The organism is Azospirillum ramasamyi, from assembly GCF_003233655.1.
Lineage (GTDB): Bacteria > Pseudomonadota > Alphaproteobacteria > Azospirillales > Azospirillaceae > Azospirillum > Azospirillum ramasamyi.
Genome location: NZ_CP029829.1, coordinates 2,427,020 through 2,451,347, shown reverse-complemented (window position 1 = coordinate 2,451,347; position 24,328 = coordinate 2,427,020). Strand labels below are relative to the sequence as shown.

Here is a 24,328-nt window from a genome sequence, read left to right as displayed (position 1 = left end):
CGGCCGGCTGCGCGATACGATGTCGGTTGACCGGGAACCGCCTGATCGTGTTATCCCTTGCCATGCATGCGACGCTGTTCGTCCCGACATGGCCGCCCGGCCCCCCGCGGAGACAGCCGGCGCTGCTCATCGTCCCGAACCATCGCAGCGGACCGTCGACATGGCTGATGCAAGCTTGGACCAGCCGGACATGACCCGGACCAGCCCGGAGCGGGGCGATGCGTCCAAACCGGGCGCCGCCGGTTCCGATGCGGCGGGCTCCGGTAGGCTCATGGACGGCATCCGCCTGGGCACGCTGGAGGTGCGGCTGGCCCGTTCGACCGAGGAGATCGATTGGGCGCAGGCGCTGCGCTACCGCGTCTTCTATGAGGAGATGGCGGCGATCCCCTCCCCCGCCATGCAGGCCCAGGGCCGCGACTTCGACGATTACGATGATGTGGCCGACCATCTGCTGGTCATCGACCATGCGCGCGGCAACGGGCCGGACATGGTGGTCGGCACCTACCGCCTGATCCGCCGGCCCGCCGCCGAGAAGGTCGGGCGTTTCTATTCCAGCGACGAGTACGACATCGGCCGGCTCGCCAGCTATCCCGGCGAGGTGCTGGAGCTGGGCCGCTCCTGCGTCGACGCCGGCTACCGCAGCCGCGGAAGCATGCAGCTGCTGTGGCAGGGCATCGCCGCCTATGTCTTCCAGCATGACATCGCCCTGATGTTCGGCTGCGCCAGCCTGCCCGGTACCGACCCCGATGCCTTGGCGGAGCCGCTGTCCTACCTGTACCACCACCACCTCGCCCCGCCGGAGCTGCGGGCGACGGCCCTGCCGGAACGCCATGTTGCGCTGGACCGCATGCCGAAGGACCGCATCGATCCCCGGCGGGCGCTGGGTATCCTGCCGCCGCTGATCAAAGGCTATCTGCGCCTGGGCGGGTTCATCGGCGACGGTGCGGTCATCGACCATCAGTTCAACACCACCGACGTCTGCATCGTGGTGAAGACCGACCTGATCACCGACAAGTATTTCAAGCATTACGAGCGTCGCAGCCGCGACAGCCAGGGCAGCTGAGGCGACCATGACCCGAACCGCGCGCGCCCTGGGATCGTCCGGTCGCGGGGCCCTGCGCCTGAGCCTGTACCTGCTGTGGACCCTGCTGCTGATCCCGGTCCAGGCACTGGCCGTGGCGCGGGGATGGCGACTGTGCCGCACCCTGCCGCGCTTCTATCACCGCGTCTGCACCCGGCTGATGGGGCTGGACGTGGTGGTGCGCGGTGAACAGGTTTCCGGCGGGCCGGTGCTGTTCGTGTCCAACCATTCCTCCTACCTGGACATCTCGGTGCTGGGGTCGCTGATCCCCGGTTCCTTCATCGCCAAGACGGAGGTCGGAACCTGGCCCTTCTTCGGCCTGCTCGCCCGGCTTCAGCGCACGGTTTTCGTGGAGCGCAAGGCGCGCGCCTCGGTCGACAAGCAGCGCGACGACATCGGCGGCCGCCTGGATGCCGGCGACAGCCTGATCCTGTTCCCGGAGGGAACCTCCAGCGACGGCAACCGCACCCTTCCCTTCAAGACCGCGCTGTTCGCCGTCGCCGCCCGCCGCATCGACGGCCGCCCGCTGACGGTCCAGCCGGTCAGCATTGCCGCCACCCGGCTTGACGGCATCCCGATGGGCTTCGCCTTCCGCCCCTTCTATGCGTGGTACGGCGACATGGATCTGGTGCCGCACCTGTGGCAGGCCTTTCGCCTCGGCGGCATGACGATCGAGGTGGAGTTCCACCCGCCGGTGACCATCGACGGCTTTTCCAGCCGCAAGGCTCTGGCGGACCATTGCCAGCGTGTGGTCGGCGACGGCGTCGCCCGCGCCATTTCCGGCCGTCCCGACGCGCCGGTGCGGACCCAGGAAACCCCGCCGCAGGCAACGGCCCCTTCCACTCCAGCCTCCGCTCCGGCGATCAGCGATCCCGTGCGCGGGAGTGCTTGATTACGCTCTTGTATCCGCCGCGCCGCTCGCCTATAAACAGCGGGCGCGCGGGTGTAGCTCAATGGTAGAGCAGAAGCTTCCCAAGCTTACGACGAGGGTTCGATTCCCTTCACCCGCTCCAAGCTTTTCAGCAATTTAGCCGTTGCCAGCGTTGCCGAGCATCCTATCTGGGACAGATATGGGACACTCGGGGCGGAGTTCGTCCGCGAAGCGAGGCTGGAATGGCAACAATTACCAAGCGCGGCGACCGCCAATGGCAGGTGAAGGTCCGCCGCAAGACAATCGCCACAAGCGCCACCTTCGAAACCAAGGCTCGTGCGGAAGCCTGGGCAAGGCAGATCGAATCCGAGATTGATGCCGGGCGCTTCCAGCACGGCCGCGTCGAGGCAGACCGGACCTTGTTGAACGAGGCGCTGGAGCGGTACCTCGTCGAGATCGTCCCTCGCAAGAAGGGCATTAAGCAGAACACCGGAGTCATTCGGGCTTGGCAGCGTACGCCGCTCGCCCGGAAACCCTTGTCCTCCATCCGGGGGGCCGACTTGGCGGCGTGGCGTGATGAGAAACTAAAGGAGGTCGGCCCCCAGACGGTCGTCCACCACTTGAACCTCCTCTCGCATGTCTACACAGTCGCGGGAACCGAGTGGGGCTTGGAAACACTCCAGAACCCGGTGAGCAGGATCAAGAAGCCCAACCTGCCCCGCGGGCGGGATCGTCGGCTCACAGACGACGAGCAGATCCAACTGCTGGCTGCGTGCGACAGCTCCGAAAGCAGATGGCTTGGTGCTATGGTGCGGCTGGCGCTAGCCACAGCCATGCGTCAAGGAGAACTGGTCGGGCTCACATGGCAGCACGTCAATCTGACGAACCGTACCATCCTGCTGCGCGACACCAAAAACGGCGAAACCCGTACCGTGCCACTCTCATCTGCTGCCGTGCAGGTTCTTGAGGGCTTACCAAAGAGCGCCAGCGGACCGATTTTTGAAATCCAGACCGGCAGGGCCGTATCTCATGCCTTCACCAAAGCGTGCTGCGCTGCTGAAATGACCAACCTTCACTTCCACGATCTCCGCCACGAGGCGACCAGCCGCCTCTTTGAGCAAACGGACCTTCGTGACATCGAGATTGCGGCGATCACTGGGCACAAGACAATGGAGATGCTGAAGCGATACGCTCATCTGCGCGCTGGAAAGCTGGCAATGCGGCTCGGGTAATTTGAGCTGGCTAGATGGTCCGCTGGGGCCAAGCCCGCCGAAAGCGTCCCCGCAGGAACGTGTCTAAGCTGCTGATCGGCGTACTCCAATAGACCGCACGCGGTATGCGCAACTGAGGGCTAGCAAAGCACCTCTTTATTTCGGTTACATCAATGCCAACCTAAATATGTCGCCAAAATTCGCGCGGTGCCAGAATGGTAAAAGATCGCAAAAATAAAGAAAAGAAGAATGAGGTAAATGGTTTTGTATCAATCAGAAGAGCCGCTGTTATGTTGCGAGAGAATAAAGTTGGGGACCAGCTCCGACTTCTCAACGCTCTTAGAGATGGCGATTTGTTAGCCTTCTGCCGATTTCCTAGTGGTCAAGCTTCGGACTACGATGTTCCAAGAGCGTACTGGCAGTCTATCCACGATAAGGACTTCAAGGTATCTTTTAAGAACGATGGGCGCTGGCGGGGCCGGGAACATATGATTCCCGGAGCATGGCTCGCATCGCGTGAGGCTGATGCGCTTCTTAAAACTTTAGCCGCAGTTAGCAAAAAGCTGAGAGATGGCTCTATATCTGAGGCTGATCTTCGAGCCCTGCCGCAGAAACTCACAAACTGGGCGGCAAAGGCAGAATCCCCCATGGCTCTACACGACATGCTGATCAGCCGCGTGCAGGCTCTAGAGTCGGCGAGAACCACGGAGTTCGGAGCCTACATTTCGGAAAAAGAGCTTCAAACATATATGGAGTCAACTCGCCCAGAGCTTAAGAAAAAGCATGCTGGAGGTCGGAGGCCTATTACAGGTTCAGAGTATTTTTGGCTTGAAATCTTAGCAAGATACAAGAGCAGAGACCTGCCAAGTACAAGGAAGGAGCTTCAGATGGAAATGATGGAGTGGTCTAAGAAAAACAAGGATTTCATGTCGTCGGAGAGTTGGATAGAAAAGAGAGTTGCTGAGATTTTTGATCGTCTATCAGAAGAAAAAAATAAATAACAACATCTTCTAGGGTAATGCTTAAATAGATTTTTCAGGCATTCGCAACTCATAATCCTCTTTGTAATTATATAGCCCTGCCGATCCCGTGATCAGTTTGTCCAGTTGATGTGTTTTACATTACATGACCTATGAGCTTAATAGATAGCCCTCTGAAGATTTATCTAGGAGAGCATCTTGTCTTCGTTGCACACTCGACCGCACAACGGGGAGCTCTCCCCGCGTGTTGTGTCCTCTGCGAATCACATTGAGGCGCATCTCACCGAGTCTCAGCTGGCCCGTCGCTGGGCGGTCACCGAAAAGAAGTTGCAGGCGGATCGCTTGAAGGGTGTCGGCTGCCCCTTCGTGAAGATCGGTCGCGCGGTTCGCTACCGGTTGGAAGACATCCTGGCCTACGAGGCTGCGCGCCTCCGCACCTCGACGTCGGAGGGCTGAGCCATGAAGACGCTCACTCCGACCAATCGTACACAGCGCCGCCGCTACAAGCACATCATGCGGCACGCAAAGCCCCTCGCCAAGCTGAACATTCCGATGCTGCTCGTGCACGGCATCACCGCGGATCATCGCTGTGGCTGTGGCAACGCCGACTGCGCCAAGCCCGGTAAGCATCCGGTTTCCAGGGGTGGCACGGCGAAGGCGACGACGAGCATGAAGGAGCTGCGCAGGCGCCTCAAGGCTGCCTTGGAGAGCTATGGCGCCGTAAATTTGGCTGTCGCACCGGGGGAGGCGAGTGGTCTGCTGATCCTCGACATTGACCCGCGCAACGATGGTGGCAAGACCTTCGAACGCCTGGAGCGTGAACTGGGGGCGCTCCCCACGTCACTGCGCTACCAAACAGGCGGTGGAGGTTTTCACATCTGGGTCCGCCACCCGGCGCTCATCATCAAGAAGGACAACCGGGGCAAGCTGCTTGGTTCGGGAATTGATGTCATCTCGGACAATGCCTACGCGATTGTCCCCCCCAGCAGCCACGCCCGTGGTGGCAAGTACGAGTGGCTGCCCGACGCCGATCCAGATTCGGGCACGTTGACCGACATGCCCAAGCCTTGGTTGACGCATTTGTCTGCGGGGTTGGCGAATGGCGCGAAGCCCATGCCGGTGATGAAAACTAAGGAGCGCAAGTCCACCCCCCGTGAAGCCGATGGACAGACGACCTCCATTCGTGAAGGACAGCGCAACGATGCCTTGACCCGGCTTGCGGGCACGCTGCACCGCACGGGCCTCTCGCCGGATACCATTCGAACAGCACTGGAACTAGAGAATGAGGCCCGTTGCAATCCGCCGCTGCCGAAGGATGAAGTGGCAGCCATCGTTGCCAGCGTAACCCGGTACCGTGACGAATTGATTGATGGTGATGGCGATCCGGCGCACCTGCTGATGACCATGGTGCTGGCCGAGCACTTCGACGACGGGAAGCGCCTTGCCTTCGCCGAGGATGGACAGTTCTGGGCGTATACCGGAACCCATTTCCGGCCGCTGAAGATCGCGGCGTTGAAGAAGCTGGTACTCAAGGTGGCGCAAAAGCTCCCGGTCAAGGTGCGGCGTTCGTTGTCGCGCCTTGTTTCCAGCACCATCGATCTCATGCAGGCAACGACCGCAGAGGATGGAGACCGCTTCGGCTTTAACCGTCCCATGCGGGCCATCGTAAATTGCCGGAATGCCGAGCTATGGATTACGCCCAGGGGCGGCGTTAAGGTGCGGTCACACCGCCCCAAGAGCAACCTGATCACCTGCCTCGACGTGGAATACGCCGCGGACGCCGCATGTCCTGAGTACGATGCGGCGGTGGAGCGTATCTTTTCCGACGCGAAGAACCCCAAGGCGATGGTGCGGCACTGGAACGAGTTGGTTGGTTATCTCATCCAGCCCAAACGCGATATCCCCTTGATCCTTATGCTGCGCGGTTCCGGTTCCAACGGAAAAACGGCGCTGATGCAGGTGGTTCAGGCGTTGGTTGGGGAAGAGGCCATTTACAGCGGCCGCATCGACGACCTGGAGCGCAACCGTTTTCTCGTTGGCAGCCTGCCGGGTAAGCTGCTGCTTGTTGATGATGATGTGCGCGCCGGAACGCGGCTGCCCGACGGCATGCTGAAGAAGCTATCCGAGGAAAAGCAGCTTACGGGCGAGCGGAAGGGCAAAGACCCGTTCACCTTTCGCTCGCGGGTCATCCCGATCCTCCTGTTCAATAACCCGCCATCCGTCGCCGACATCAGTCACGGCTTGCGACGCCGTATTCAGGTTATCCCCTTCGACCACGCATTCAGGGAAGGGGTCGATCTTGACCGCACCCTGTTCACCCGCATCATCGCCAACGAGCTTTCTGGCGTGCTGCGGCGTGCGCTGGAGGGGCTGGAGCATTTGCGAAAGCGTGGGCGTTTCAATATCCCGGACGACGTTCGCGCTGCGACTGACGAGTGGTTGGAAGCGGCCAACCCGTTGAAAGGCTACGTTGCTGAACGCCTTATCGAGACGCCACGCGTCGCCACGCCGCTGCGCGACATTTACGACGACTACGACCGCTGGGCGCAGCAGAACGGCATCACGTTCCGCAAGCAGTTCAAGAGCTTCAAGCAGGACCTGACTAGCTTGGGCTACACCGTTGGTCGCAACAACACGGGCGTGGTGGTCCGGGGGGTCACCTTCAAGCCTGCATTGGAGTGAGGTGGGCAAGCAGTCCACCACGTTCACGGACCATGACTTTCCTGAGGGGGGTGGCTAGGGCTGGGCCAGCGCCTCCCCCTTCTGTTGCTTTCCTTGATCGCCCGAACCAGTTGGGGTGGTGGTGGTGGGCACCCCTTCACCTGCATAGATCCATTATCCCACCCATATCAAAACGTCCCAACCAACGCCCTCAACCGGATTCCCACCTGATTCTGCAGGGGTGACGAGAGTGATGATTTTTCCGAGTCAGTCAGGAAAACAATCATATAGGTTGGTGGGGGGGAGGTCATAATCCCGTCACTTTCACCACCCCGGCGACCATCAAAGGCCACCGCAGATGATCGTGGGTGTCGCGCGGTGGGCAACCACGCCCGAGCGCGCCTCGTTATGGATGAGCAGCACGGTCCACGTCAGTGACAAGGAGAACAACGCGCTGCGTCATCGCCACTCAAAAAATCCTACACCGAATAGAGCAAGAGTTCCTAAACCGCTTGCCGTTCGACGGCATACATGGATCAGAAGAAGAGATCAATCGATAGAAAATCTCTTTTTCACCCTACCGCTTGTCTCGACTAATAACTGCCTTTGCTATTATCGCCGCGAAGGCAATAGCATCCTCAACTGACCCGCGCGATCTGATTATCCTCATCATGTTCGTTCCAACGACATAAGGATCGAATCCGCTTTTTATGGCTTCCTGGGTCAACTCATCGATGGACCCAACTGGTCTGCGGTCAGACCTTTTTTTGTAATTCTCTGCATCAGTGGAAGCTTGACGCACATTCACCACGGAATCGGCAGCTGACTTTGAGGCAAAGGGTAGGCTTGCCTGGGTAATGTTCAAGCTTTGTTGGGCATTGTTATTGCTCTCCGGGGCACTTGGCGCTACTGCTCTGGATTGACGAATACTCTCAACAGGCAGCCAATTCCGTACCCCGACGGGTACCGCTCCCGACCTTCTCTTTGCCAACACTGTCTGTCCGAAGTCAATCCTCATCCACTGCCACAGGAAAGCGCCCTGTTCAACTTCGTTACCGATGGGAGTTAGGCGGCCGAGGCCACGCAGTGCCAAGTCATTCTCCACACGGACGACAGCGTCGGCCTGAGTCTCGGGCGGGCTCCAGTGAAGGAGGTCTGGATAAGAAAAGCTATCAGCCTCATATCCAGCAGCAACCTTTGCCATTCGGGTCGCTTCATCTACAATATACTCTTTATCCTGAATAATCCATTTGGGCTTATCATCAGGCCGCGCAGCACCCATTATAGCGCCTGCCATGGTCGCAATAGTATCCGTATCGGTGTGTATGGCGTTTGCAGCAGTTAACAGTGCAGCTTCAACGCTTTCATTGCGGAACAGCCACGCAAGCGCAGCTGCTGCAATTGCTGTTAGGAGTCCTGATCCTTTAACTTTCTCGTTCTGCAGGTCAAGTGCGTGCACAAACCTGACGTAATCATCCTCCGGCGCACCAACCTTATGGCGACTAAATTGCTCTATAGCAGTGACCGCTTCCTTGATGGTAGCAGCCAACGCGTCGCTCAAGCTAACGCGGCTTCGCTCCTGCCAAGTCGGAAGCCAAATATTCCTGAGCTGCCTTTCCGAGTTTACAATGACTTCGATCTCACTGAATGCACGAACCGCATATATCCAAAAGTCAGGATTAGGAGCCCTTCCCTCAGATAGCGCATAATTCACACACAGAGCATGGAAGACAGCTCCACAAAACCCGTGAGCATGACCATGCGTAACCAACGCATCCTTCAGCACGTCGCGCAGGAACTTCGAACGTTCTTGGGGAGGGTGCTTCCAGACATGGGGTTGTATCCGCATGGCAGCCCCATTACCGCCTCCAGTGAAATAGCCCCGCTCACCGCTTTCGAAATAATTAGAGAACCAATTGGCCGAAGGTTTGCTGAGATTTGTAGCCGCGGCAGTAGCGCCCCGCCCTGCCCCCAACGAGTACGAAAGCCAGACCGGCAACTCGATCTTTGCGAAAGCCTCCACATCGAACTGACCAGTTGCCCTTGTTGCTCGGCAAACCGAAAGACGCAGCTGCGTATCGTCGGAGTAGGTTCCTGCCGGAAGGTCAACGACAGGTCCGCGTGAGAACACCTTACGGCGCCACTTGACAGGAGAGCGAACCGTCGGCTCACCGATCCGACGCATGACTCCCTCGCGATCTGTAAGCTCACTGATCCAGCCCACCGCATCACCCGCAGCAGCCCAGAGCGCCGAGTTAACTACAGCAGCCTTATGTCTCTCGAAATCCACCGTTTTCCCCACATCTAACGGGAGGGCCGCCCTTGGAACTTTGCTGGTCCGGCAATGATTGGTACACCCTGCCGCTTGTAGCGATTCAAAACCATTTTTGCCCAGTCCGCATGATCGTCGCACTGCACATAGACGGTGCGCAGATACTCCATGGAAACGGCCCGAGGGTAAAGCACTTCAGCTTGCTCACAGGTCGTTAGAGAGGAGGGGGTGGATGCGGACCGGCGAGCCACCCAGTTGGGGCTCGAACTCTTGCGTCGGACAGTAGGAGCGAACAGAGCCTCCAAGCCGTCTGCGCCGGGCGTTCTCACCGTCATATCGTAAACGTTATTAGTGGTCGAAAAATGCACATCATCATGTGTCAAAATTTTCGGATCAAAAGACATGATAATCCAGTACCGGTCCCCTGTTGGGTGCCACTTCTCATTAGCAAATCGGAAGTAACTTGAGTTGATCTCGGAAAGTGACATGTTCACATAATCAACCCAGTCCTTCTTTTTATCAAACCAATCCTGATCCTCAAAAATAACAGGGCTGGTTTGCTCTAGAACATGCTTTAGCGTCTGCTCCTGCGGTAGCTGCCGGCGCGATAGCAGATTTCCAGAATTCAGGCACCCTACGAGTCCGAAGTTAGAGGTGAAATGCACCACCTCCGTGATGTTCCTGCTCTCAACAATGTCAGCGACTGACAGCTTCGTGTTGGTCTGGCTGGTCACAATCACACCACCATTTGCTGAAAGGTTCCGGGAACAAAGAACTGTATGAGATCAGACTCTTCGCCGGGCTTGTAACCTACATGTACCGAAATTCGGGCGCGCGCAACGGCCATAGCAAGAAGGCGACGCAGCGTTAAGAGCTGATCATCTTCCTGATCCTCACCATGTGGCGTAACCAATGCACTGAGACCAAGAATGAAGACGTGTTCAAATTCCAGACCTTTAGCTGAATGCATTGTGCTCAGAACAACATTTACGCTTTCATCAGGCCACTCACGCTTTCGAGTAATCGCTTCGTACGAAATCCCAGCCTGAGCGAGACGACCTTTTAGGAAGTCAAAAAACTGACCGTCTCTCGGCTGCAAAAACGCTACACTCTCCTTTGAGAGGTCAACGTTGTTTTTTATGAAGTTAATTGCGTAATCAACTTGCTTAGAGTACAGCCCGGTTACCACCGTAGGCTTTGTACCGGTACGTTTTGCTGCGGATAGATCAGGTAGAGCGCCATCGTCATCGATCTGGATTCCGTTCAGAATACCCGCTGCGAACGCGGCAATTTCGGTGGTATTCCGGTGATTCTCACGCAGCTTATGGTAGCGCACATTGCTCCCAAGCCCTACCTCATTCCAATTGTACCCTCGTGGGTAGAGACGCTGAGCCGTATCTAGGATAAGAGTGAAGAAATTAACAGGAGCGAGATGATGGGTGATTGCCCTGATCTGATTCGCTGAAAAGTCTTGTGCCTCATCGACGATAATAATATCGTAGTTAAGGCCGTCAACACTAAGCATAGCTGCGGACAAATCTTCCCAGTCACACACTGAAGAGAGGGCCAATTGCTTTTTGTACTCTTTTAGGACCGCTATGAGCTTTTCGCGCACAGGCCTATCTACGCGAGGCACTGCGCCGCGTCCATCTCGTCGCACACCCAAATAAGTTTCCAGATCGTTGTTCTTGAAACGCCCTGCTATATACTCAAGCTCACTGCAAATGAAATCGTGCGGAAGGCCAATATCGCTGGCGAGGGAGCGGATGATATCGTTACGCTGTCCTTGGCTGACCACCTGCGGCATTCCGGTGTGGATCATTGCCCAGCGCGCAAATGTCTCAACCTCCATTGAAACCGGCCCGGCCGATAGGGCGCTTTGGCGTGCAAAAGCCTCAACGTAACCGCACAAGGTTCTGTTGAAGGTCAAAACCAGGACTTTAACCGGGCGACCGCTACCGCTGCGATCTAGGCGGTTCTTGAAGATGTCAGTAAGAGTCTCCAGGCGCAGAATTGCCGTGTGCGTTTTCCCGCTACCCGCGGCACCTCTGATTACATCAGTTCCCGGCCGCCCTTCACTGATGATGCGGAGCTGCTCGGATGTCGCTGGTTGCCCGGTAAGAATCTTCATGATCACCTCAGACGCAAAAGCCCTCATTCGGGGTACGCCTATGGGTGTACACTATCCTAAAGGTGCATAAAACAGCTAAGTTGATAACATACCATGGTATGCGCACCCTCAGTGGCTGGTGACATGAGTGCATCCCATTCTACACACAAGACGTGTGCGCATTGACATCTTCAAGGTGCAACGCGAGGTATGTACTGACTTTGGGCGCTGTTGGATTGGCCGTGTAGGGCCGAGGAGATGGTACATTCCCCTTGCACAGTGAGGATATCGGCGCACCGCCCATCGGTTGACTGCCGAAAGCGCGCGAACCCGATGAACCCGATAAAGAGCGCCTCAGGAATCCTAGGGATTGTCCACTCGGCCGCAGTCAGGTTCTTTGCTTCTCTGGAGAGTGCTGCGGTATGGGACAAATTCGGGACAGGAATGGCTGGAATCTGGTGGGATTCGATAGGAATCGGTAGCATATTGAAAGCACGCTATGCGTTTGACATAAAATTAAGATCCAAAGTTTGGCAAGGGGTAACGGACAGGTAGCAGGAAAGCTTCCCAAGCTTACGACGAGGGTTCGATTCCCTTCACCCGCTCCAAACGCCGCATCGGTTGCGGCCTGAAAACGCCCCCTTTGAAAATTCGATCGTGATGGCTGAGCGATCTGTACCGGTGGGTACGGACGGGCGCTCTCTTTTGCGTTGGTGGTTCGCCGATGGCGTGGTTGCCGGACTGGCGGCGATCCCTGAGGCTGGACGGCATCGTCCGTCTGCCCGAAGGGGAACGCCCATGCAGCCAATCGAACGAGCACGCCGCCTCAGCCGGTCCCTGCAAGCGCGCTTCCGCATCGACCTGTTCTCCGCCCTGGTGGAGCGCGAGTTCGAGCGGCGGCTGGCGGAAGCCATCCTGGAGGCCGAGCGCGAGGCCTATCGGCGTGGGCGTGAGGAGGCGCTGGCCGGATCATCGGGCCCCGCGGTTCCGGTGAGCACGGAGAACGGCAAAGCCGCGGTCAATCCATCTCCGCAGCGGGAGAAGGGGGCAAGGCCGGGCGGGAGGCCCATGACCATGTGAGGCCGGCCTGCTCGGCGCAGGCGTAATGCCAGGGGCGCTGGTCGCCATGGCCGGCCCAATGCGGATCGCCCGCGCGGATCGCCCGCCCGCAGGCGCAGCAGAGCGGACCGTTGCGTGCCGCACGCCCGGATTGGGGGCGCGTGGCGCCGGTCTTGGCCGATTTCGGCTTCGGTTCCCATCCCAGCGACGCGGGATGCCGTCCATACTGCGCCATGGTCTTTCCCCTGATTTGCGATGATCCCCCGATCACGGCCTTACCGCGCCGATGACAACGCAGTCGTGGCAGAGCGAGAATGCCGAGGTCGCGCTGCGTTGCCAACAACGAGGATGGACAGGTTCCAACCCGAAATCGTTGCCCTTTCGTGGGGAAGGCGGCTTCAAACTCCCTATCGACGGATAGATTTTCAGAGGACACACAATAGTCACCACAGAATTCCCCACACTTCACATGGTTTCTGTCGCCAATTGTCTGGGGCAATTGTGCCGTCGTCTTTTGGTCTGTTTCCGGTCACGCCGGTATTCATAATCAGTTAACCATCGAAGTCTAGCGTCCATCGCCTTTGCTGCGCTGCGGCATTCTCTTCAGGCGAAGGCGTTCCATGACGGCTTTTCTACTGGATTATCTCCCCACCTTTGCCGCCATCTCTCCCGTAGCAATGACAGGCATCGCCGGACTGCTGGCCGGAACACTGTCGACGCTGCTCGACGCCCGGCGGGCGATCCTGCTGGCGCAGGCGACGGCATCGACGCTTTTCTTGCTCCACTTCCTGTTGCTGGGGGCCTGGACCGGCATGCTGATGTGCGCGCTGGGGCTGGTGCAGATGGCCGTGAGCTGCCAACGGCAACCGGGGCGGCTGCTTGGGTTGCTCTATGCGCTGACCGTGCCGGCAGCCCTGGCGGTGGCGGCGCTGACCTGGCAGGGGCCGATGTCGGCACTGTCGGCAACCGGCTTCCTGCTGGCGACGCTCGGCCGCTGGCAAAGCGCGCTCGGGCGGATGCGGCTGTTCTTCGTCGCCGCGACGCTGGTCGGGGCGGGGCACAATCTGCTGGCCGGATCGGCCTTCGGGCTGGTGTCGGACGCGATGGCGCTGACCGGCCATGGTCTTGCCCTGTGGCGCGCCGGGACTTTCCGGGGGCTGTCCGGCTGCCGCTTCGCCGCCCGCGCCGTTTCCGGGGCAGCGACCTGATCCCCCCGGCGCACCCCGCCGGTGCAACCCCGAAAGCTCCCGGTACGGTGCGGGAACATTCGACCCCACGGCAGGGTTGTGGCTGGGAAGGGGATGTTTGGGAGGACCTGCCGTCATGGAAAAAGACCAGATCGTCGATACGCTCAATGACCTGATCCGCATCGTCGAGGACAGTCACGAGGGCTACCGGCAGGCCGCCGAGAGCGCCGAGGACGAGGATCTGAAAGCCCTGTTCAACGATCTGGCCGCCCAGCGCGGCGCCATCGTCCGCGAGATCCAGCGTCTGGTCGCCGAACAGGGCGGGGCGCCCGACATGGGCGGCACCATGATGGGCGGCGCCCATCGCTTCTTCCTGGAGTTGAAATCCGCCGTGATGGGACACGACCGCGCCGCCATCATCGCGGAGGTCGAGCGCGGCGAAACCGAATGCCTGCGCCGCTACGACGAAGCCATGGCGAAGGAGCTTCCCCTGCCCATCACCGCTGTGATCGCCCAGCACCTGGACCGCATCCGCGTCGACCGTGACCGCATGGCGGCGTTGCGCGGGGTGGTGGCGTGATGGTGCGCCGCAGCATTGCGAGGAAGCCGGAGCGGGCGTAGGCTTTCGATCTGTGGTCCAGCCAGCTGGCCGGACCAACCGCCCCGCCGATCATCCGGCTTATGGTGGCCGGATGTCGGCTCCACCTGGACATGGATTGATGAACAGCGACAAACAGGAAGCGGACCAGTCCGGCAACGATCTGGTCACCAAGGGCGCTTTCGCCCTCTACCACGCCGAGAATGCCCACCGCGTGGCCGAATTCAAGAAGTCCAAGAATGCCGAGGCGGCCATCGCCGCCGATTTCGATGCCTACCGCTCCCGCTATCTGCGGAAGTTCAGGGATGTCTTCGACAGCCTGTCCGAACAGGGCCTGACCGTCACCCGCGCGATGTGACCCGGCCGGGCGCCACAGCCGGCGCCTGCCCCGATATCCCGGTCCCCGCCGCCGCACGACGCCGGTCCGCCGCGTCCAGCACCGCAAGGCGCCCGGCGGGATCGAGATTCCTCCAGACCATGATGTCGTTCAGCGTCCGGCAACAACCGACGCAGACCTCCCGCTCGTCCAATGTGCAGAGCCGGATGCAGGGGGATTGCACCTGATCGTCGCGGATTGCTTGCGTCATGGCGCGACTGTGCCAAGGCCGCCGCATCGCGGCAAGCGGCGCGTCGCGCGGGTCGCGTCTCCTGAATGGGATGGGAAAGCCGCAGGCCCGCCGCTATACTGTACGGCATGGCCCGCATGCTGTTCCTCCGCGACATCGACGCCGACGTGCAACTGCGCTGCCGCGCCTGCGGGCATGGCGGCGTGCTTCCCCGTGCCATGCTGGAACGGCGTTTCGGCCCAAATTATCCGGTGCTGTCGATCGCGCCGCATTACCGCTGCTCGCGCTGCGACTCCCGCGACATCGAAAGCCGGCCGATCCCGGCGGCCCTGCCAGCCGCCTCGTTCGAGGCCGCGAACGAAGATCCCTCCTTCGACGCGCCGCTGGCGGCGCTGAACGGCCTGCTCGCCTCGTTGCGCGGCGGCGGTCCGGTGGCCGAAGCGCAGTCCGCGCCTCCCCCTTCCTCCCCACCGCCTCCCCCGCCATCGCCTCCCGCTGCCGCGGCGCGCAGCAAACCGCTGTCGGAACTGCCGCTGTCCGATCTGGTGGCCGATGGTCCCGGGGATGGTGGCGCCGCTCCGCTGTGGGAGCCGGTCTCGCTGGCGGACATGGCGGCACGGCTGGGTGCGATCAGAGCGGACGACGACGACACCGATCGGGACGGCGAACCGGACGGCGTCGAACCGGTTGACGGAGAACCGGATGTCGGAGAACCGGATGTCGGCGAAGCGGTCGATGGCGGTTGGGACGATCCGGCCCCGCCGGCCGAACCCGCAGGGAAGGAGGCCGCCCGCAACACGGCGCCGCTCAGCGATCCCGATGAGGACGAGGATGAGACGCTGGCGGCGATGCGTCTCCTGCTGGCCCAGGCCCATTGGAGCGAGGACGACGAACCGGACGACCGCCCGCCGGCAGCCGCCGCTCGCTACGGACAGCCGGGGACGGCAGAGGACATCGACGGCCAGGCGGAGGACGAGCCGCCGGTCTTCTCCCACAAGGTCCTGGTGCGCAGGGATTTCGAAGAGGATTGGACCGATCCGGACTCCGACCGCTGGCGGGCGGAGGACGACCGCGACGAGGCGGACGGCTTCGATGGGGATGAGGAGCCGTCGGACGAGGAAATTCTGTCCTTCGCGATCCGCGACCCGGAAAAGCCGGCGGCTTCACCGGCCGCCCGGCCGGCGGACAAGCCTTCCATCTCCGCCCCACCGCCGCCGGCCGATGAACCGCTCGATTTCGACCAGCACCGTGCCGAACGGCGTGCCCAGCGTCCGCCCCCGCCGCCGGAGGATGAGGAGGTCTTCGACCGCACCCTCGCCGCCCTGCGGTCGATGATTGAGGATGCGGCCAACGACCCGGACGACGACGCTCCGCCCCCGCCGCGGAAGTCGCCCGCAATGGGAGACAGGGACGTCGGCAAAGAGCCCGACAGGGACACCGGCAGGAACCCCGCCAGGGCGTCCGGTTGGCAGGATGAGGACACCAGCGGGAACGATCCGTTCGCCGGCTTCGACGCCGATCCGGCACCCGACCAGGATCTGGACCCCGACCGGGATCCGGCGCCGGCCGCCCGCCGCTCCACCCAGGAACGCGAGATCGAAGAGGCGATGAAGGCCCTGCGCGGCCTGATCGAGGAGGAAGTGACGCGCGAACCGCCACCTCCGGCACCCGCTCCGCCGCCGAAGCCGCGTGCCGGCAAGCCGCGCCCGCCGCCCCGCGTCGCGCCGGCGACCCCTCCCGGGGAAGAGGCGGAGCCTGCTGCCAAGCAGGCCGCCGACAAGGCGGTCGATCCGACGCCGCTCAGCAAGACCATCGCGGCACTGCGCGGCATGCTGGAACTGGACGGAAAGCGCAAGCGCTGACGCGGCTGCCGTCCTTTCCGGCAAGCGATCACCTGCGCAGGCGCTTTTCCTGCATGATCTCCAACTGAAGCTGCTGGATTTCGGTCAGGCGCTGCCATTGGCGCTGGATCAGGTAATCCATCTTCTCGTGCAGGTGCCGGATTTCCAATTCGGCCTTCAGGTTGACGCGGTAGTCGTTCTCGGAGCGCAGCCTGTCCTTCGCCTCCTGCCGCTTCTGGCTCATCATGATGACCGGGGCCTGGATGGCGGCCAGGCAGGACAGCAGCAGGTTCAGCAGAATGAAGGGGTAGGGATCGAAAGCCCGAAGATCGCCTTCGATGATGTTGATGACCATCCACACGCCCATGAAGACGGCGAAGCAGATCAGGAAGGCCCAGCTGCCGCCGAAGCTGGCCAGCCCGTCCGACAGGCGTTCGCCCAGCGTGCGGCGGTCGTCATATTCCTCCTCCGGGTTCTCGGCCAGCGTCTCGTGGCGGGCGAGGCTTTCGGCAACCTCGCGGTCGAGTTCGCTCAACTCGCCATGTTCGGCCTGCAGCAGCTCCGCCACATAGAGCGAGCGATAGCGCGCCAGCTCCTGCCGGCTGATCTGCGAGTCCGGTTCCAGATGGGGATGGTCGCGCCGGATGCGGTCGGCGAGGTTGGGGGGCAGAGCATCCAGCGCGATCAGGTCGCGCTTGGGCCGGCGCTTGCCGCTGATGGCGCAGGGATGGCGCTTGGACGCCTGTGGGCCGGTGTCTTGCTGGTGAGCGTCTTCCCGGTGAGCGTCTTCCTGGCCAATGTCCTGGCCGGCGCCGGGGGTCGGTCGTGCGGACTCGTCGCCGTCTTCCGGCGGAAGCTGATTGTCGGTCATGATGTCGCCCTCCCTCGAATGCGCGGACCGGGTTGGCCGACTTTATGCCCGACCGCTGCGGCATGCCGGTTAAATCGCTGAAAGACCAAAGGCCCCGCCATGGAGTCGGCGGAGAGAAGGACGCATTGAAGCGGCTGGAATCCTGCTTCGGCCGAGACACCGCCGGGTGCTGTCTTGCGCGTTCAAGATGACAGGCGGTTTATCCTTATCGGCGCCAAAGGAAAAGGGGCCGCCTTGCGGCAGCCCCCATCCTTACCTGTATTGCGATCCGGCCGGTCAGCCGATGCGCCAGACGTCCGGGCTGTTCTCCAGACGCTTCAGCAGAGCGATCCGCTGCTGCTCGATCTCGTCGGGCAGGCGGTCGCCGAAGCGGTTGAACAGCTCCTCCTGGTCCTTCGCCTCGGCCTCGGCCTCCTTGCGGTCGATGTCCATGATCTGGGCGAACTTGTCGGCCGGGAAGTTCAGGCCGGACCAGTTCAGATCCTGGTAGCGCGGGGAGTAGCCGAAGGGCGATTCCGCGACCTCGGTGGCGCGGCCGCGGACGCGGTCGACGATCCACTTCAAAACGCGCATGTTGTCGCCGAAGCCCGGCCAGACGAACTTGCCGTTCTCGTCCTTGCGGAACCAGTTGACGCGGTAGATGCGCGGCAGGCTTTCGACCTTGGCTTCCATCGACAGCCAGTGGTTCCAGTAATCGGCCATGTTGTAGCCGCAGAAGGGCAGCATGGCGAACGGGTCGCGGCGGATGGCGGCCTGGCCGACGGCGGCGGCGGTGGCCTCAGAGCCCATGGTCGCGGCCCAATAGACGCCTTCGCGCCAGTTGTAGGCCTCGAACACCAGCGGGAAGGTCTTCGACAGGCGGCCGCCGAAGATGAAGGCGCTGATCGGAACGCCGGCCGGATCCTCCCAGGCCGGGTCGATCGACGGGCACTGCGCCGCCGGGGCGGTGAAGCGGCTGTTCGGGTGGGCGGCGGCGCGGCCGCAATCCGGCGTCCAGTCCTTGCCCTGCCAGTCGATCAGGTGGGCCGGCGGCTCCTCCGTCAGGCCTTCCCACCAGACGTCGCCGTCGTCGGTCAGGGCGACGTTGGTGAAGATGACGTTGTGGTCCAGCGTCTTCAGCGCGTTCGGGTTCGACTTCACGCTGGTGCCGGGGGCGACGCCGAAGAAGCCGGCCTCCGGGTTGATGGCGCGCAGCGTGCCGTCCGGCTGCGGCTTGATCCAGGCGATGTCGTCACCGATGGTGCGGACCTTCCAGCCCTCGAACTCCTTCGGCGGGACCAGCATGGCGAAGTTGGTCTTGCCGCAGGCCGACGGGAAGGCGGCGCCGACATAGGTCTTCTCGCCGGTCGGGCTTTCCACGCCCAGGATCAGCATGTGCTCGGCCAGCCAGCCCTGCTCGCGGCCCATGGAGGAGGCGATGCGCAGCGCGAAGCACTTCTTGCCGAGCAGCGCGTTGCCGCCGTAGCCGGAGCCGTAGGAGACGATGCGGTGCTCTTCCGGGAAATGGACGATGTACTTGTTGTCGGCGTTGCAGGGCCACGGCACGTCCTGCTGGCCCGGCTCCAGCGGCGCGCCGATGGAATGCAGGCAGGGGACGAAGTCGCCGTCGCCCAGGATGTCCAGAACCTTCTGGCCCATGCGGGTCATCAGGCGCATGTTGACGGCGACATAGGGGCTGTCGGAGATCTGCACGCCGATGTGCGAGATGTCGGAGCCCAGCGGCCCCATGCTGAACGGTACCACATACATGGTGCGGCCGCGCATGCAGCCCTCGAACAGGCCGTCCAGCTTGGCCTTCATCTCCTCCGGGTCCATCCAGTTGTTGGTCGGACCGGCTTCCTCGCGCGTCTTGGAGCAGATGTAGGTGCTGTCCTCGACACGGGCGACGTCGCCCGGATCGGAGCGGCAGAGGAAGGAGTTCTGGCGCTTGGCCTCGTTCAGGCGGATGAAGGTGCCGGCTTCCACCATCTCGTTGCAGAGACGGTCATATTCCTCCTGCGAGCCGTCGCACCAGTGAACGCGCTCCGGTTTGCATTTCAGCGCGATCTCCTCGACCCAGGCCAGGAGCTTCTTGTTCCGCGTCCGCATATTGCCAGTCATATCGTCCTCTCGAAGGCTGGGCCGGTACCGCCGCGCCGGGCATCCCCTCGGGGGCCCGCGGCCGGTCCGGCCGTCTTTGTCCGTTGTCGTGTCAGATGGAAAAAATCGGCCCGATCGGCGGCCCGATCAGCTGGATGCCGGTCCGAACGGGCGGCAGGGCCGGAAACCCGCCGGGATCGGCGGCACCGCGCAGGCGCGGCGACGAAACGGTGCAAAGGGCGGCCCTGAGACGACAGGTCTGGGGGCCAGGGGCCCGGACGGGAAACGGGTCGATCCGTTATGGTCCACTGAAGTGTTCTCCTGGTTGCGCTTGCCCGCACGCCGCCTTCTTGTTCTTGGTGCGGTGTGCGGTGGTGTCGAAGCGACCTCTCGGCTGGCCGTTCGGGCTGACGGTTGGCTGCTCGTCTCTCTCGGTCTGTGATTGCGCCTTTTGGCTTGTTCCGCCTTCGGCGTCTTTGGCTTTTGCGGTCGGGCTCTTTCCTGCCATTGGTCCGGGCGTCCCTGTTGGCCGGGCGTCCCTTCTTGGGCTTCGGGGTCCGTCAGGCGCCCCCTTTGCCGGTTGTCGCGTGTCCTGCCTGTCCGGGCGGCCCGGTCCCGTCCTGCGGCCGGATCAGTGCATCCAGCATCAGTCTAGCCGATTCCGGGTCGTGGATTCTCTGCTCAAAATCGACGCGGGCGACGTACCCCCCGCGTCGCAGGTCGCATCCCTCCGGGTCCAGGCCGGTCAAGCTCCAGCTTTCGTCTTGCCCCCTGCCGTCCTCGTCGGTGGAGGGGGCCAGCAGGGGGCCGTAGCCCTCCCCGTTCAGGCGGTCGAGCAGCTCCGCCTCCCCCGCCGCCAGCGCCGGGGCGGAAGCGGGCAGGTCCAGTTCGGCGGCGGACAGCCAGTGGATGCGGCCGAAGCCGGCCACCAGATGGACGCGCTCCACCGTCACGCGGTAGATGGCGAAATCGGCGAAGCCGGCATAGAAGGCGGTATCGGGATGGCGGCGCAGGTAGCGCGCCCGGTGGGTGGGGTCGTCCGACCGCTCCGCCCGGCCGAGGACCGACAGGCGCGCACCGGTCAGCGGCTGCGCCAAACCGGCGGTGCCGTCGAACAGCAGTCCGACCCGGTTGTCGGCCAGCAGGTTGCGGGTGTGGTCGGCCAGCGTGGAAAGCAGAAGCAGCGGGCTGCCGTCATGGTCGGAGGCCACCAGCACCAGCGACGGGTAGGGCCAGCCGGCGGTATCGGCGCTGCCGGAGTTGGGTTGCTTGTGGTCGGACAGCGTGTTGTCGGACAGCGTGTCGTCGGGCCGCTGGGCGGTGGCCAGCGCGGCGCGGTCGCAGGCGCGCATCAGGCGCCGGGCGCTGGCGGCCGGAGCCGTGCCGCCCGGGCGGTCGCCGGGAGGCATCGCGCCCTCCCTTGCATCCGGAGCGGTGCCGGCCGAAGAGGACGCCGAAAGGGCGTTCAGAAAACTCATTCCAAAACGAGCGCGTTCTCCCGCGCGGCACCGTTGTTCGGCGCCGCATTGCCGCCATATTGGACCATACAAATGCTGCGGGAAAAGGGAAAACTGCCGCTGGTACCTGGACTCTGGCATAAAGTATTGGAATCGCCACTCGGCCTATGCCCAATGCTTCCGCTGACATTCCAGGCCCCGCCCCGCTTCACCGTTCCATCCTGACCGATTGGAAAGCTGTTACGACCATGGCCCACACCGTCGCCCTGGTGGATGACGACCGCAACATCCTGGCCTCCGTCTCCATCGCCCTGGAGGCCGAAGGTTTCGACGTGCGCACCTACAGCGACGGCGCCGAGGCGCTGCGCGGCCTGACCCAGCGCCCGCCCGATCTCGCCGTGCTCGACATCAAGATGCCGCGCATGGACGGCATGGAGTTGCTGCAACGCCTGCGTCAGACCAGCCACATTCCCGTCATCTTCCTGACCAGCAAGGACGACGAGCTGGACGAGCTGATGGGCCTGCGCATGGGGGCCGACGACTACATCAAGAAGCCCTTCTCGCAACGCCTGCTGATCGAGCGCATCCGCGCCCTGCTGCGGCGCGAGGCCCTGCGCGGCGAGACCGCCGATGCCGATCCCGGCCAGATGATAACCCGCGGGCCGCTTCTGCTGGACGGCGCCCGCCATGCCTGCAGCTGGAAGGGCCAGCCGATCGACCTGACGGTGACGGAGTTCCTTCTGGTGCGGGCGCTGGCCCAGCGGCCGGGCCATGTGAAGAACCGCGACCAGCTGATGGACGCGGCCTATGGCGAGCATGTCTACGTCGACGACCGCACCATCGACAGCCACATCAAGCGGCTGCGCAAGAAGTTCAAGGCGGTCGATCCCGACTTCTCCCAGATCGAAACGCTGTACGGCGTCGGCTACCGGTACAAGGAGTAGGCCGGTGTCCGCGACGGGCGGGGCGAGGCCCAAAGGTAGGCCCCAGGGGAGTTCCCAAGGGGAGCCGGTGCGGCGGGGCGGCGTGTCGCCGCTGACCCTGCGCATCCTGGCGGTGAACGTGCTGGCGCTGCTGGTGCTGGCGGCGGGGCTGCTCTATCTCGGCCGCTACCAGGACCGGCTGATCCAGGCGGAGACGGAAGCGCTGGTGACCGAGGCGCGCATCTTCGCCTCCGCGCTGGGCGAGGGCGCGGTGAACCGCATCCTGACCACCCCCTCCCCCAACGGCGACGAGGGGCGCGAGCGCTTCGAACTGGCGCCCGAACTGGCCCGCCCGATGATCCGCCGTCTGGCGGAAGCGACGGCGACCCGCACCCGCCTGTACGACATCGGCGGCCACATGCTGTCCGACAGCCGCGTGCTGGTCGGTTCGCAAGGGCGCATCGAGATCCGCGAGCTGCCCTCTCCGCCCGCCGGCGATCCGATCAGCCGGGCGATCAACGACCTCTACACCCGGCTAATCGACGTGGTGCCCAGCCGCGAGGGGCTGCCGGCCTACCATGAGACGCCCGGCCGGCCGAACCCCGACGTGGAGCGGGCGCTCGGCGGCGAGGCGGCGGCCACCGTCTGGCGCGTCGACGGCGAGGGCGGCGACCCGGAACTGCTGCTGACGGTGGCGGTGCCGGTGCAGCGCTACCGCGAGGTGCTTGGCGCGGTGCTGCTGGCGCGCAGCGGCGGCGAGATCGACCGGGCCATCCGCTCCGTCCGCTTCGACATCCTGCGGGTGTTCGGCGTGGCGCTGCTGGTGACGGTCGCCCTGTCCTTCTATCTCGCCGGCACCATCGCCCGGCCGATCCGCCGGCTGGCCCAGGCCGCCGACAGGCTGCGCACCAGCCACGGCCGCCAGACCGAGATTCCCGACCTGACCCGCCGCGGCGACGAGATCGGCGAGCTGTCCGGCGTGCTGCGCGAGATGACCGACGCGCTGTGGACGCGGATGGACGCCATCGAGCGCTTCGCCGCCGATGTCGCCCACGAGATCAAGAACCCGCTGACCTCGCTGCGCAGCGCGGTGGAGACCGCCGGCCGCGTCAGCGACCCGCGCCACCGCGACCGGCTGATGGCGATCATCGCCGACGACGTGCAGCGGCTGGACCGGCTGATCAGCGACATCTCCAACGCCTCGCGGCTCGACGCCGAGCTGTCTCGGGCGGAGCCGGAGCCGGTCGACATCGGCCTTCTGCTGACCATGCTGGCCGAGCTGCGCCAAACGGTTGCCGAAACCGTGGACGAGACGGTGGCTGCAGGCGGTGGAGAAGCGCTTCGGAAGGACGGCGCGGAGGACGGCCGGCCGATGCCGCCCCGCGTCGTGGTCGACATTCCCGCGGGCGAGCGGCTGGTGGTGCCGGGGCTGGAGGGGCGGTTGACGCAGGTGTTCCAGAACCTGATCGACAACGCCCTGTCCTTCTCGCCGCCGGGCGGTGTCGTGCGGCTGTCCGCCCGGCGCACCGGACGCAACGTGACGGTGGTGGTGTCCGACCAGGGGCCGGGCATCCCCGAAGGAAAGGAAGAGGCGATCTTCGACCGCTTCTACACCGAACGTCCGGCGGGCGAGAAGTTCGGCACCCATTCCGGCCTCGGACTGTCGATCGCAAAACAAATAGTCAGCGCCCATAACGGTTCGATATCCGCGCGAAACCGTCAGGTATCGGAGGGAGCGGTCGAGGGCGCCGACTTCACCGTTACCTTGCCTTTGCTGTGAGACTTTCGACTAAAATACATACATCCCCGGCACTATCGGGTGGACAAGCCCGATTTCCCGGACGATCATGGCGACGGTCGTTCTCGCTTGCCGGCTGATGCTGCGGCCGGTCCATGCAGGACTGGTTGTTTTATCTGATCGGAATGACAATCGAAGGGTGGCCATCCCCCGGTACAAACATGTGGGGTTGCCATGCCTGAGTCCGTACCGCCTGAGTCAGCACCGCCCGAGTTTTTCGCGAACCGGTTGTCCAAGAAGGGGGCCCATTCCCGTTTGCCCCTCCCCGGAGAGGCCGAGGTCGTCGATCTCCGCCGCTACCGGCTGGCCCGCCTGATCCGCGATGCCGGACGGCAGCAGGGGGAGTTGGCCCGGCTGATGCGGGACGGCGCGCGGGAGCGCAACCAACTGGCGGAAGCGCTGCGGGGCGCGCAACGCCATCTCGCCAGCATCGCCGACAATTACAAGATCCTGCTGGTCCGGCTGCAGCGGGAAAAGGACTTTCGCGACGCCTGCCAGGAAGCGGCGGAGTTGGAGGATCTGGACGAGATGATCCGCCGCCGCGACGCGCTCGCCCTGGAACTGGAGGCCATTCGTCGCGCCCCCCATGGGGCCGTCGGCAACTGAGCGGCTCCGTATGCGGAAACCGGGCGGGCGGAGCCGGGACGCGGGGCGTTCCTGGGATCGCGGCCCTTTGCCGGCCGACTCCTCCCGAGTGCCGGCAGTGTGTGATCCGCACCGAAAGAACGGTCGGAAGCGGATGGGGGATCCCGGTCAGGTTTCC

The 24,328-nt window shown here is 62.9% G+C and carries 21 protein-coding genes and 1 tRNA gene; 15 read left to right on the top strand and 7 right to left on the bottom strand.

What is annotated here, in order from left to right; genetic code table 11:
- Positions 1 to 160: 160 nt before the first annotated feature.
- From DM194_RS11485 to DM194_RS11460, 7 genes are all read left to right on the top strand, one after another.
- On the top strand, positions 161 to 1,063 hold the full coding sequence (locus DM194_RS11485; protein ID WP_111067436.1) for a GNAT family N-acetyltransferase: 903 nt from the start codon (positions 161 to 163) through the stop codon (positions 1,061 to 1,063).
- A gap of 7 nt (positions 1,064 to 1,070) precedes the next feature.
- Positions 1,071 to 1,973: a lysophospholipid acyltransferase family protein gene (locus DM194_RS11480; protein WP_111067435.1), complete on the top strand. Its 903-nt coding sequence runs from the start codon at positions 1,071 to 1,073 to the stop codon at positions 1,971 to 1,973.
- 47 nt (positions 1,974 to 2,020) lie between these two features.
- A tRNA-Gly gene (locus tag DM194_RS11475) sits at positions 2,021 to 2,094 on the top strand.
- A 100-nt stretch (positions 2,095 to 2,194) separates the two neighbouring features.
- Positions 2,195 to 3,184: a tyrosine-type recombinase/integrase gene (locus DM194_RS11470; RefSeq protein ID WP_111067434.1), complete on the top strand. Its 990-nt coding sequence runs from the start codon at positions 2,195 to 2,197 to the stop codon at positions 3,182 to 3,184.
- Between the two features lie 194 nt (positions 3,185 to 3,378).
- Positions 3,379 to 4,164: a hypothetical protein gene (locus DM194_RS28095; protein WP_162630005.1), complete on the top strand. Its 786-nt coding sequence runs from the start codon at positions 3,379 to 3,381 to the stop codon at positions 4,162 to 4,164.
- A gap of 228 nt (positions 4,165 to 4,392) precedes the next feature.
- The gene (locus tag DM194_RS11465; protein ID WP_211110590.1) at positions 4,393 to 4,599 is read left to right on the top strand and encodes a DNA-binding protein; all 207 of its coding nucleotides are present in this window, start codon (positions 4,393 to 4,395) and stop codon (positions 4,597 to 4,599) included.
- A 3-nt stretch (positions 4,600 to 4,602) separates the two neighbouring features.
- Entirely contained in the window at positions 4,603 to 6,825 is a 2,223-nt protein-coding gene (locus tag DM194_RS11460) for a phage/plasmid primase, P4 family (protein ID WP_111067433.1), read from the top strand.
- A gap of 556 nt (positions 6,826 to 7,381) precedes the next feature.
- Here the strand turns inward: DM194_RS11460 and DM194_RS11455 are convergent.
- From DM194_RS11455 to DM194_RS11445, 3 genes are all read right to left on the bottom strand, one after another.
- Positions 7,382 to 8,989, bottom strand: coding sequence for an ADP-ribosylglycohydrolase family protein (locus DM194_RS11455; RefSeq protein WP_246024206.1), 1,608 nt, complete (start codon positions 8,987 to 8,989; stop codon positions 7,382 to 7,384).
- 119 nt (positions 8,990 to 9,108) lie between these two features.
- Positions 9,109 to 9,810 carry a DarT ssDNA thymidine ADP-ribosyltransferase family protein gene (locus DM194_RS11450; protein WP_162630003.1) on the bottom strand — a complete coding sequence of 234 codons (702 nt, stop codon included), beginning with the start codon at positions 9,808 to 9,810 and terminating at the stop codon, positions 9,109 to 9,111.
- Positions 9,811 to 9,812: 2 nt separating this feature from the next.
- Positions 9,813 to 11,207 (bottom strand): 3'-5' exonuclease, encoded by a 1,395-nt coding sequence (locus DM194_RS11445; protein ID WP_162630002.1) that lies wholly within the window; start codon positions 11,205 to 11,207, stop codon positions 9,813 to 9,815.
- A gap of 777 nt (positions 11,208 to 11,984) precedes the next feature.
- Here DM194_RS11445 and DM194_RS11440 point away from each other — a divergent pair.
- From DM194_RS11440 to DM194_RS11425, 4 genes are all read left to right on the top strand, one after another.
- Positions 11,985 to 12,266: a hypothetical protein gene (locus tag DM194_RS11440; RefSeq protein WP_111067430.1), complete on the top strand. Its 282-nt coding sequence runs from the start codon at positions 11,985 to 11,987 to the stop codon at positions 12,264 to 12,266.
- 599 nt (positions 12,267 to 12,865) lie between these two features.
- On the top strand, positions 12,866 to 13,453 hold the full coding sequence (locus tag DM194_RS11435) for a YgjV family protein (protein WP_111067429.1): 588 nt from the start codon (positions 12,866 to 12,868) through the stop codon (positions 13,451 to 13,453).
- A gap of 115 nt (positions 13,454 to 13,568) precedes the next feature.
- The gene (locus DM194_RS11430; protein ID WP_111067428.1) at positions 13,569 to 14,012 is read left to right on the top strand and encodes a ferritin-like domain-containing protein; all 444 of its coding nucleotides are present in this window, start codon (positions 13,569 to 13,571) and stop codon (positions 14,010 to 14,012) included.
- A gap of 139 nt (positions 14,013 to 14,151) precedes the next feature.
- A complete protein-coding gene (locus tag DM194_RS11425) occupies positions 14,152 to 14,388 on the top strand; it encodes a hypothetical protein (RefSeq protein WP_111067427.1) in 237 nt (78 codons plus the stop codon).
- Here DM194_RS11425 and DM194_RS11420 read toward each other — a convergent pair.
- Positions 14,372 to 14,617, bottom strand: coding sequence for a DUF1289 domain-containing protein (locus DM194_RS11420; RefSeq protein WP_211110589.1), 246 nt, complete (start codon positions 14,615 to 14,617; stop codon positions 14,372 to 14,374). The genes DM194_RS11425 and DM194_RS11420 overlap by 17 nt on opposite strands.
- A gap of 116 nt (positions 14,618 to 14,733) precedes the next feature.
- Between DM194_RS11420 and DM194_RS11415 the strand changes: the two genes are divergently transcribed.
- Complete coding sequence (locus tag DM194_RS11415; protein WP_162630001.1) at positions 14,734 to 16,458, top strand: hypothetical protein; 1,725 nt, start codon at positions 14,734 to 14,736, stop codon at positions 16,456 to 16,458.
- 28 nt (positions 16,459 to 16,486) lie between these two features.
- Here the strand turns inward: DM194_RS11415 and DM194_RS11410 are convergent, their stop codons facing one another.
- From DM194_RS11410 to DM194_RS11400, 3 genes are all read right to left on the bottom strand, one after another.
- Positions 16,487 to 17,308, bottom strand: coding sequence for a DUF1003 domain-containing protein (locus DM194_RS11410; protein WP_111067424.1), 822 nt, complete (start codon positions 17,306 to 17,308; stop codon positions 16,487 to 16,489).
- A gap of 276 nt (positions 17,309 to 17,584) precedes the next feature.
- The gene (locus tag DM194_RS11405) at positions 17,585 to 19,408 is read right to left on the bottom strand and encodes a phosphoenolpyruvate carboxykinase (GTP) (protein ID WP_111067423.1); all 1,824 of its coding nucleotides are present in this window, start codon (positions 19,406 to 19,408) and stop codon (positions 17,585 to 17,587) included.
- A 539-nt stretch (positions 19,409 to 19,947) separates the two neighbouring features.
- Positions 19,948 to 20,796, bottom strand: a complete 849-nt coding sequence (locus DM194_RS11400) for a HugZ family pyridoxamine 5'-phosphate oxidase (protein WP_246024205.1) — start codon at positions 20,794 to 20,796, stop codon at positions 19,948 to 19,950.
- 296 nt (positions 20,797 to 21,092) lie between these two features.
- Between DM194_RS11400 and DM194_RS11395 the strand changes: the two genes are divergently transcribed.
- The 3 genes from DM194_RS11395 (at position 21,093) to DM194_RS11385 (ending at position 24,171) form a co-directional block, all read left to right on the top strand.
- Positions 21,093 to 21,788: a response regulator transcription factor gene (locus tag DM194_RS11395; protein ID WP_111067421.1), complete on the top strand. Its 696-nt coding sequence runs from the start codon at positions 21,093 to 21,095 to the stop codon at positions 21,786 to 21,788.
- Positions 21,789 to 21,855: 67 nt separating this feature from the next.
- The gene (locus DM194_RS11390) at positions 21,856 to 23,547 is read left to right on the top strand and encodes a stimulus-sensing domain-containing protein (protein WP_111067420.1); all 1,692 of its coding nucleotides are present in this window, start codon (positions 21,856 to 21,858) and stop codon (positions 23,545 to 23,547) included.
- Positions 23,548 to 23,820: 273 nt separating this feature from the next.
- Complete coding sequence (locus tag DM194_RS11385) at positions 23,821 to 24,171, top strand: hypothetical protein (RefSeq protein ID WP_246024204.1); 351 nt, start codon at positions 23,821 to 23,823, stop codon at positions 24,169 to 24,171.
- Positions 24,172 to 24,328: the final 157 nt, after the last annotated feature.

Bases quoted from the DNA above. Each gene is read 5' to 3' on its own strand.
- DM194_RS11485 (WP_111067436.1), top strand. From the start codon at position 161: ATGGCTGATGCAAGCTTGGACCAGCCGGACATGACCCGGACCAGCCCG.
- DM194_RS11480 (WP_111067435.1), top strand. From the start codon at position 1,071: ATGACCCGAACCGCGCGCGCCCTGGGATCGTCCGGTCGCGGGGCCCTG.
- DM194_RS11470 (WP_111067434.1), top strand. From the start codon at position 2,195: ATGGCAACAATTACCAAGCGCGGCGACCGCCAATGGCAGGTGAAGGTC.
- DM194_RS28095 (WP_162630005.1), top strand. From the start codon at position 3,379: ATGGTAAAAGATCGCAAAAATAAAGAAAAGAAGAATGAGGTAAATGGT.
- DM194_RS11460 (WP_111067433.1), top strand. From the start codon at position 4,603: ATGAAGACGCTCACTCCGACCAATCGTACACAGCGCCGCCGCTACAAG.
- DM194_RS11455 (WP_246024206.1), bottom strand. From the start codon at position 8,989: ATGCGTCGGATCGGTGAGCCGACGGTTCGCTCTCCTGTCAAGTGGCGC.
- DM194_RS11445 (WP_162630002.1), bottom strand. From the start codon at position 11,207: ATGAAGATTCTTACCGGGCAACCAGCGACATCCGAGCAGCTCCGCATC.
- DM194_RS11440 (WP_111067430.1), top strand. From the start codon at position 11,985: ATGCAGCCAATCGAACGAGCACGCCGCCTCAGCCGGTCCCTGCAAGCG.
- DM194_RS11435 (WP_111067429.1), top strand. From the start codon at position 12,866: ATGACGGCTTTTCTACTGGATTATCTCCCCACCTTTGCCGCCATCTCT.
- DM194_RS11430 (WP_111067428.1), top strand. From the start codon at position 13,569: ATGGAAAAAGACCAGATCGTCGATACGCTCAATGACCTGATCCGCATC.
- DM194_RS11425 (WP_111067427.1), top strand. From the start codon at position 14,152: ATGAACAGCGACAAACAGGAAGCGGACCAGTCCGGCAACGATCTGGTC.
- DM194_RS11420 (WP_211110589.1), bottom strand. From the start codon at position 14,617: ATGACGCAAGCAATCCGCGACGATCAGGTGCAATCCCCCTGCATCCGG.
- DM194_RS11415 (WP_162630001.1), top strand. From the start codon at position 14,734: ATGCTGTTCCTCCGCGACATCGACGCCGACGTGCAACTGCGCTGCCGC.
- DM194_RS11410 (WP_111067424.1), bottom strand. From the start codon at position 17,308: ATGACCGACAATCAGCTTCCGCCGGAAGACGGCGACGAGTCCGCACGA.
- DM194_RS11405 (WP_111067423.1), bottom strand. From the start codon at position 19,408: ATGACTGGCAATATGCGGACGCGGAACAAGAAGCTCCTGGCCTGGGTC.
- DM194_RS11400 (WP_246024205.1), bottom strand. From the start codon at position 20,796: ATGCCTCCCGGCGACCGCCCGGGCGGCACGGCTCCGGCCGCCAGCGCC.
- DM194_RS11395 (WP_111067421.1), top strand. From the start codon at position 21,093: ATGGCCCACACCGTCGCCCTGGTGGATGACGACCGCAACATCCTGGCC.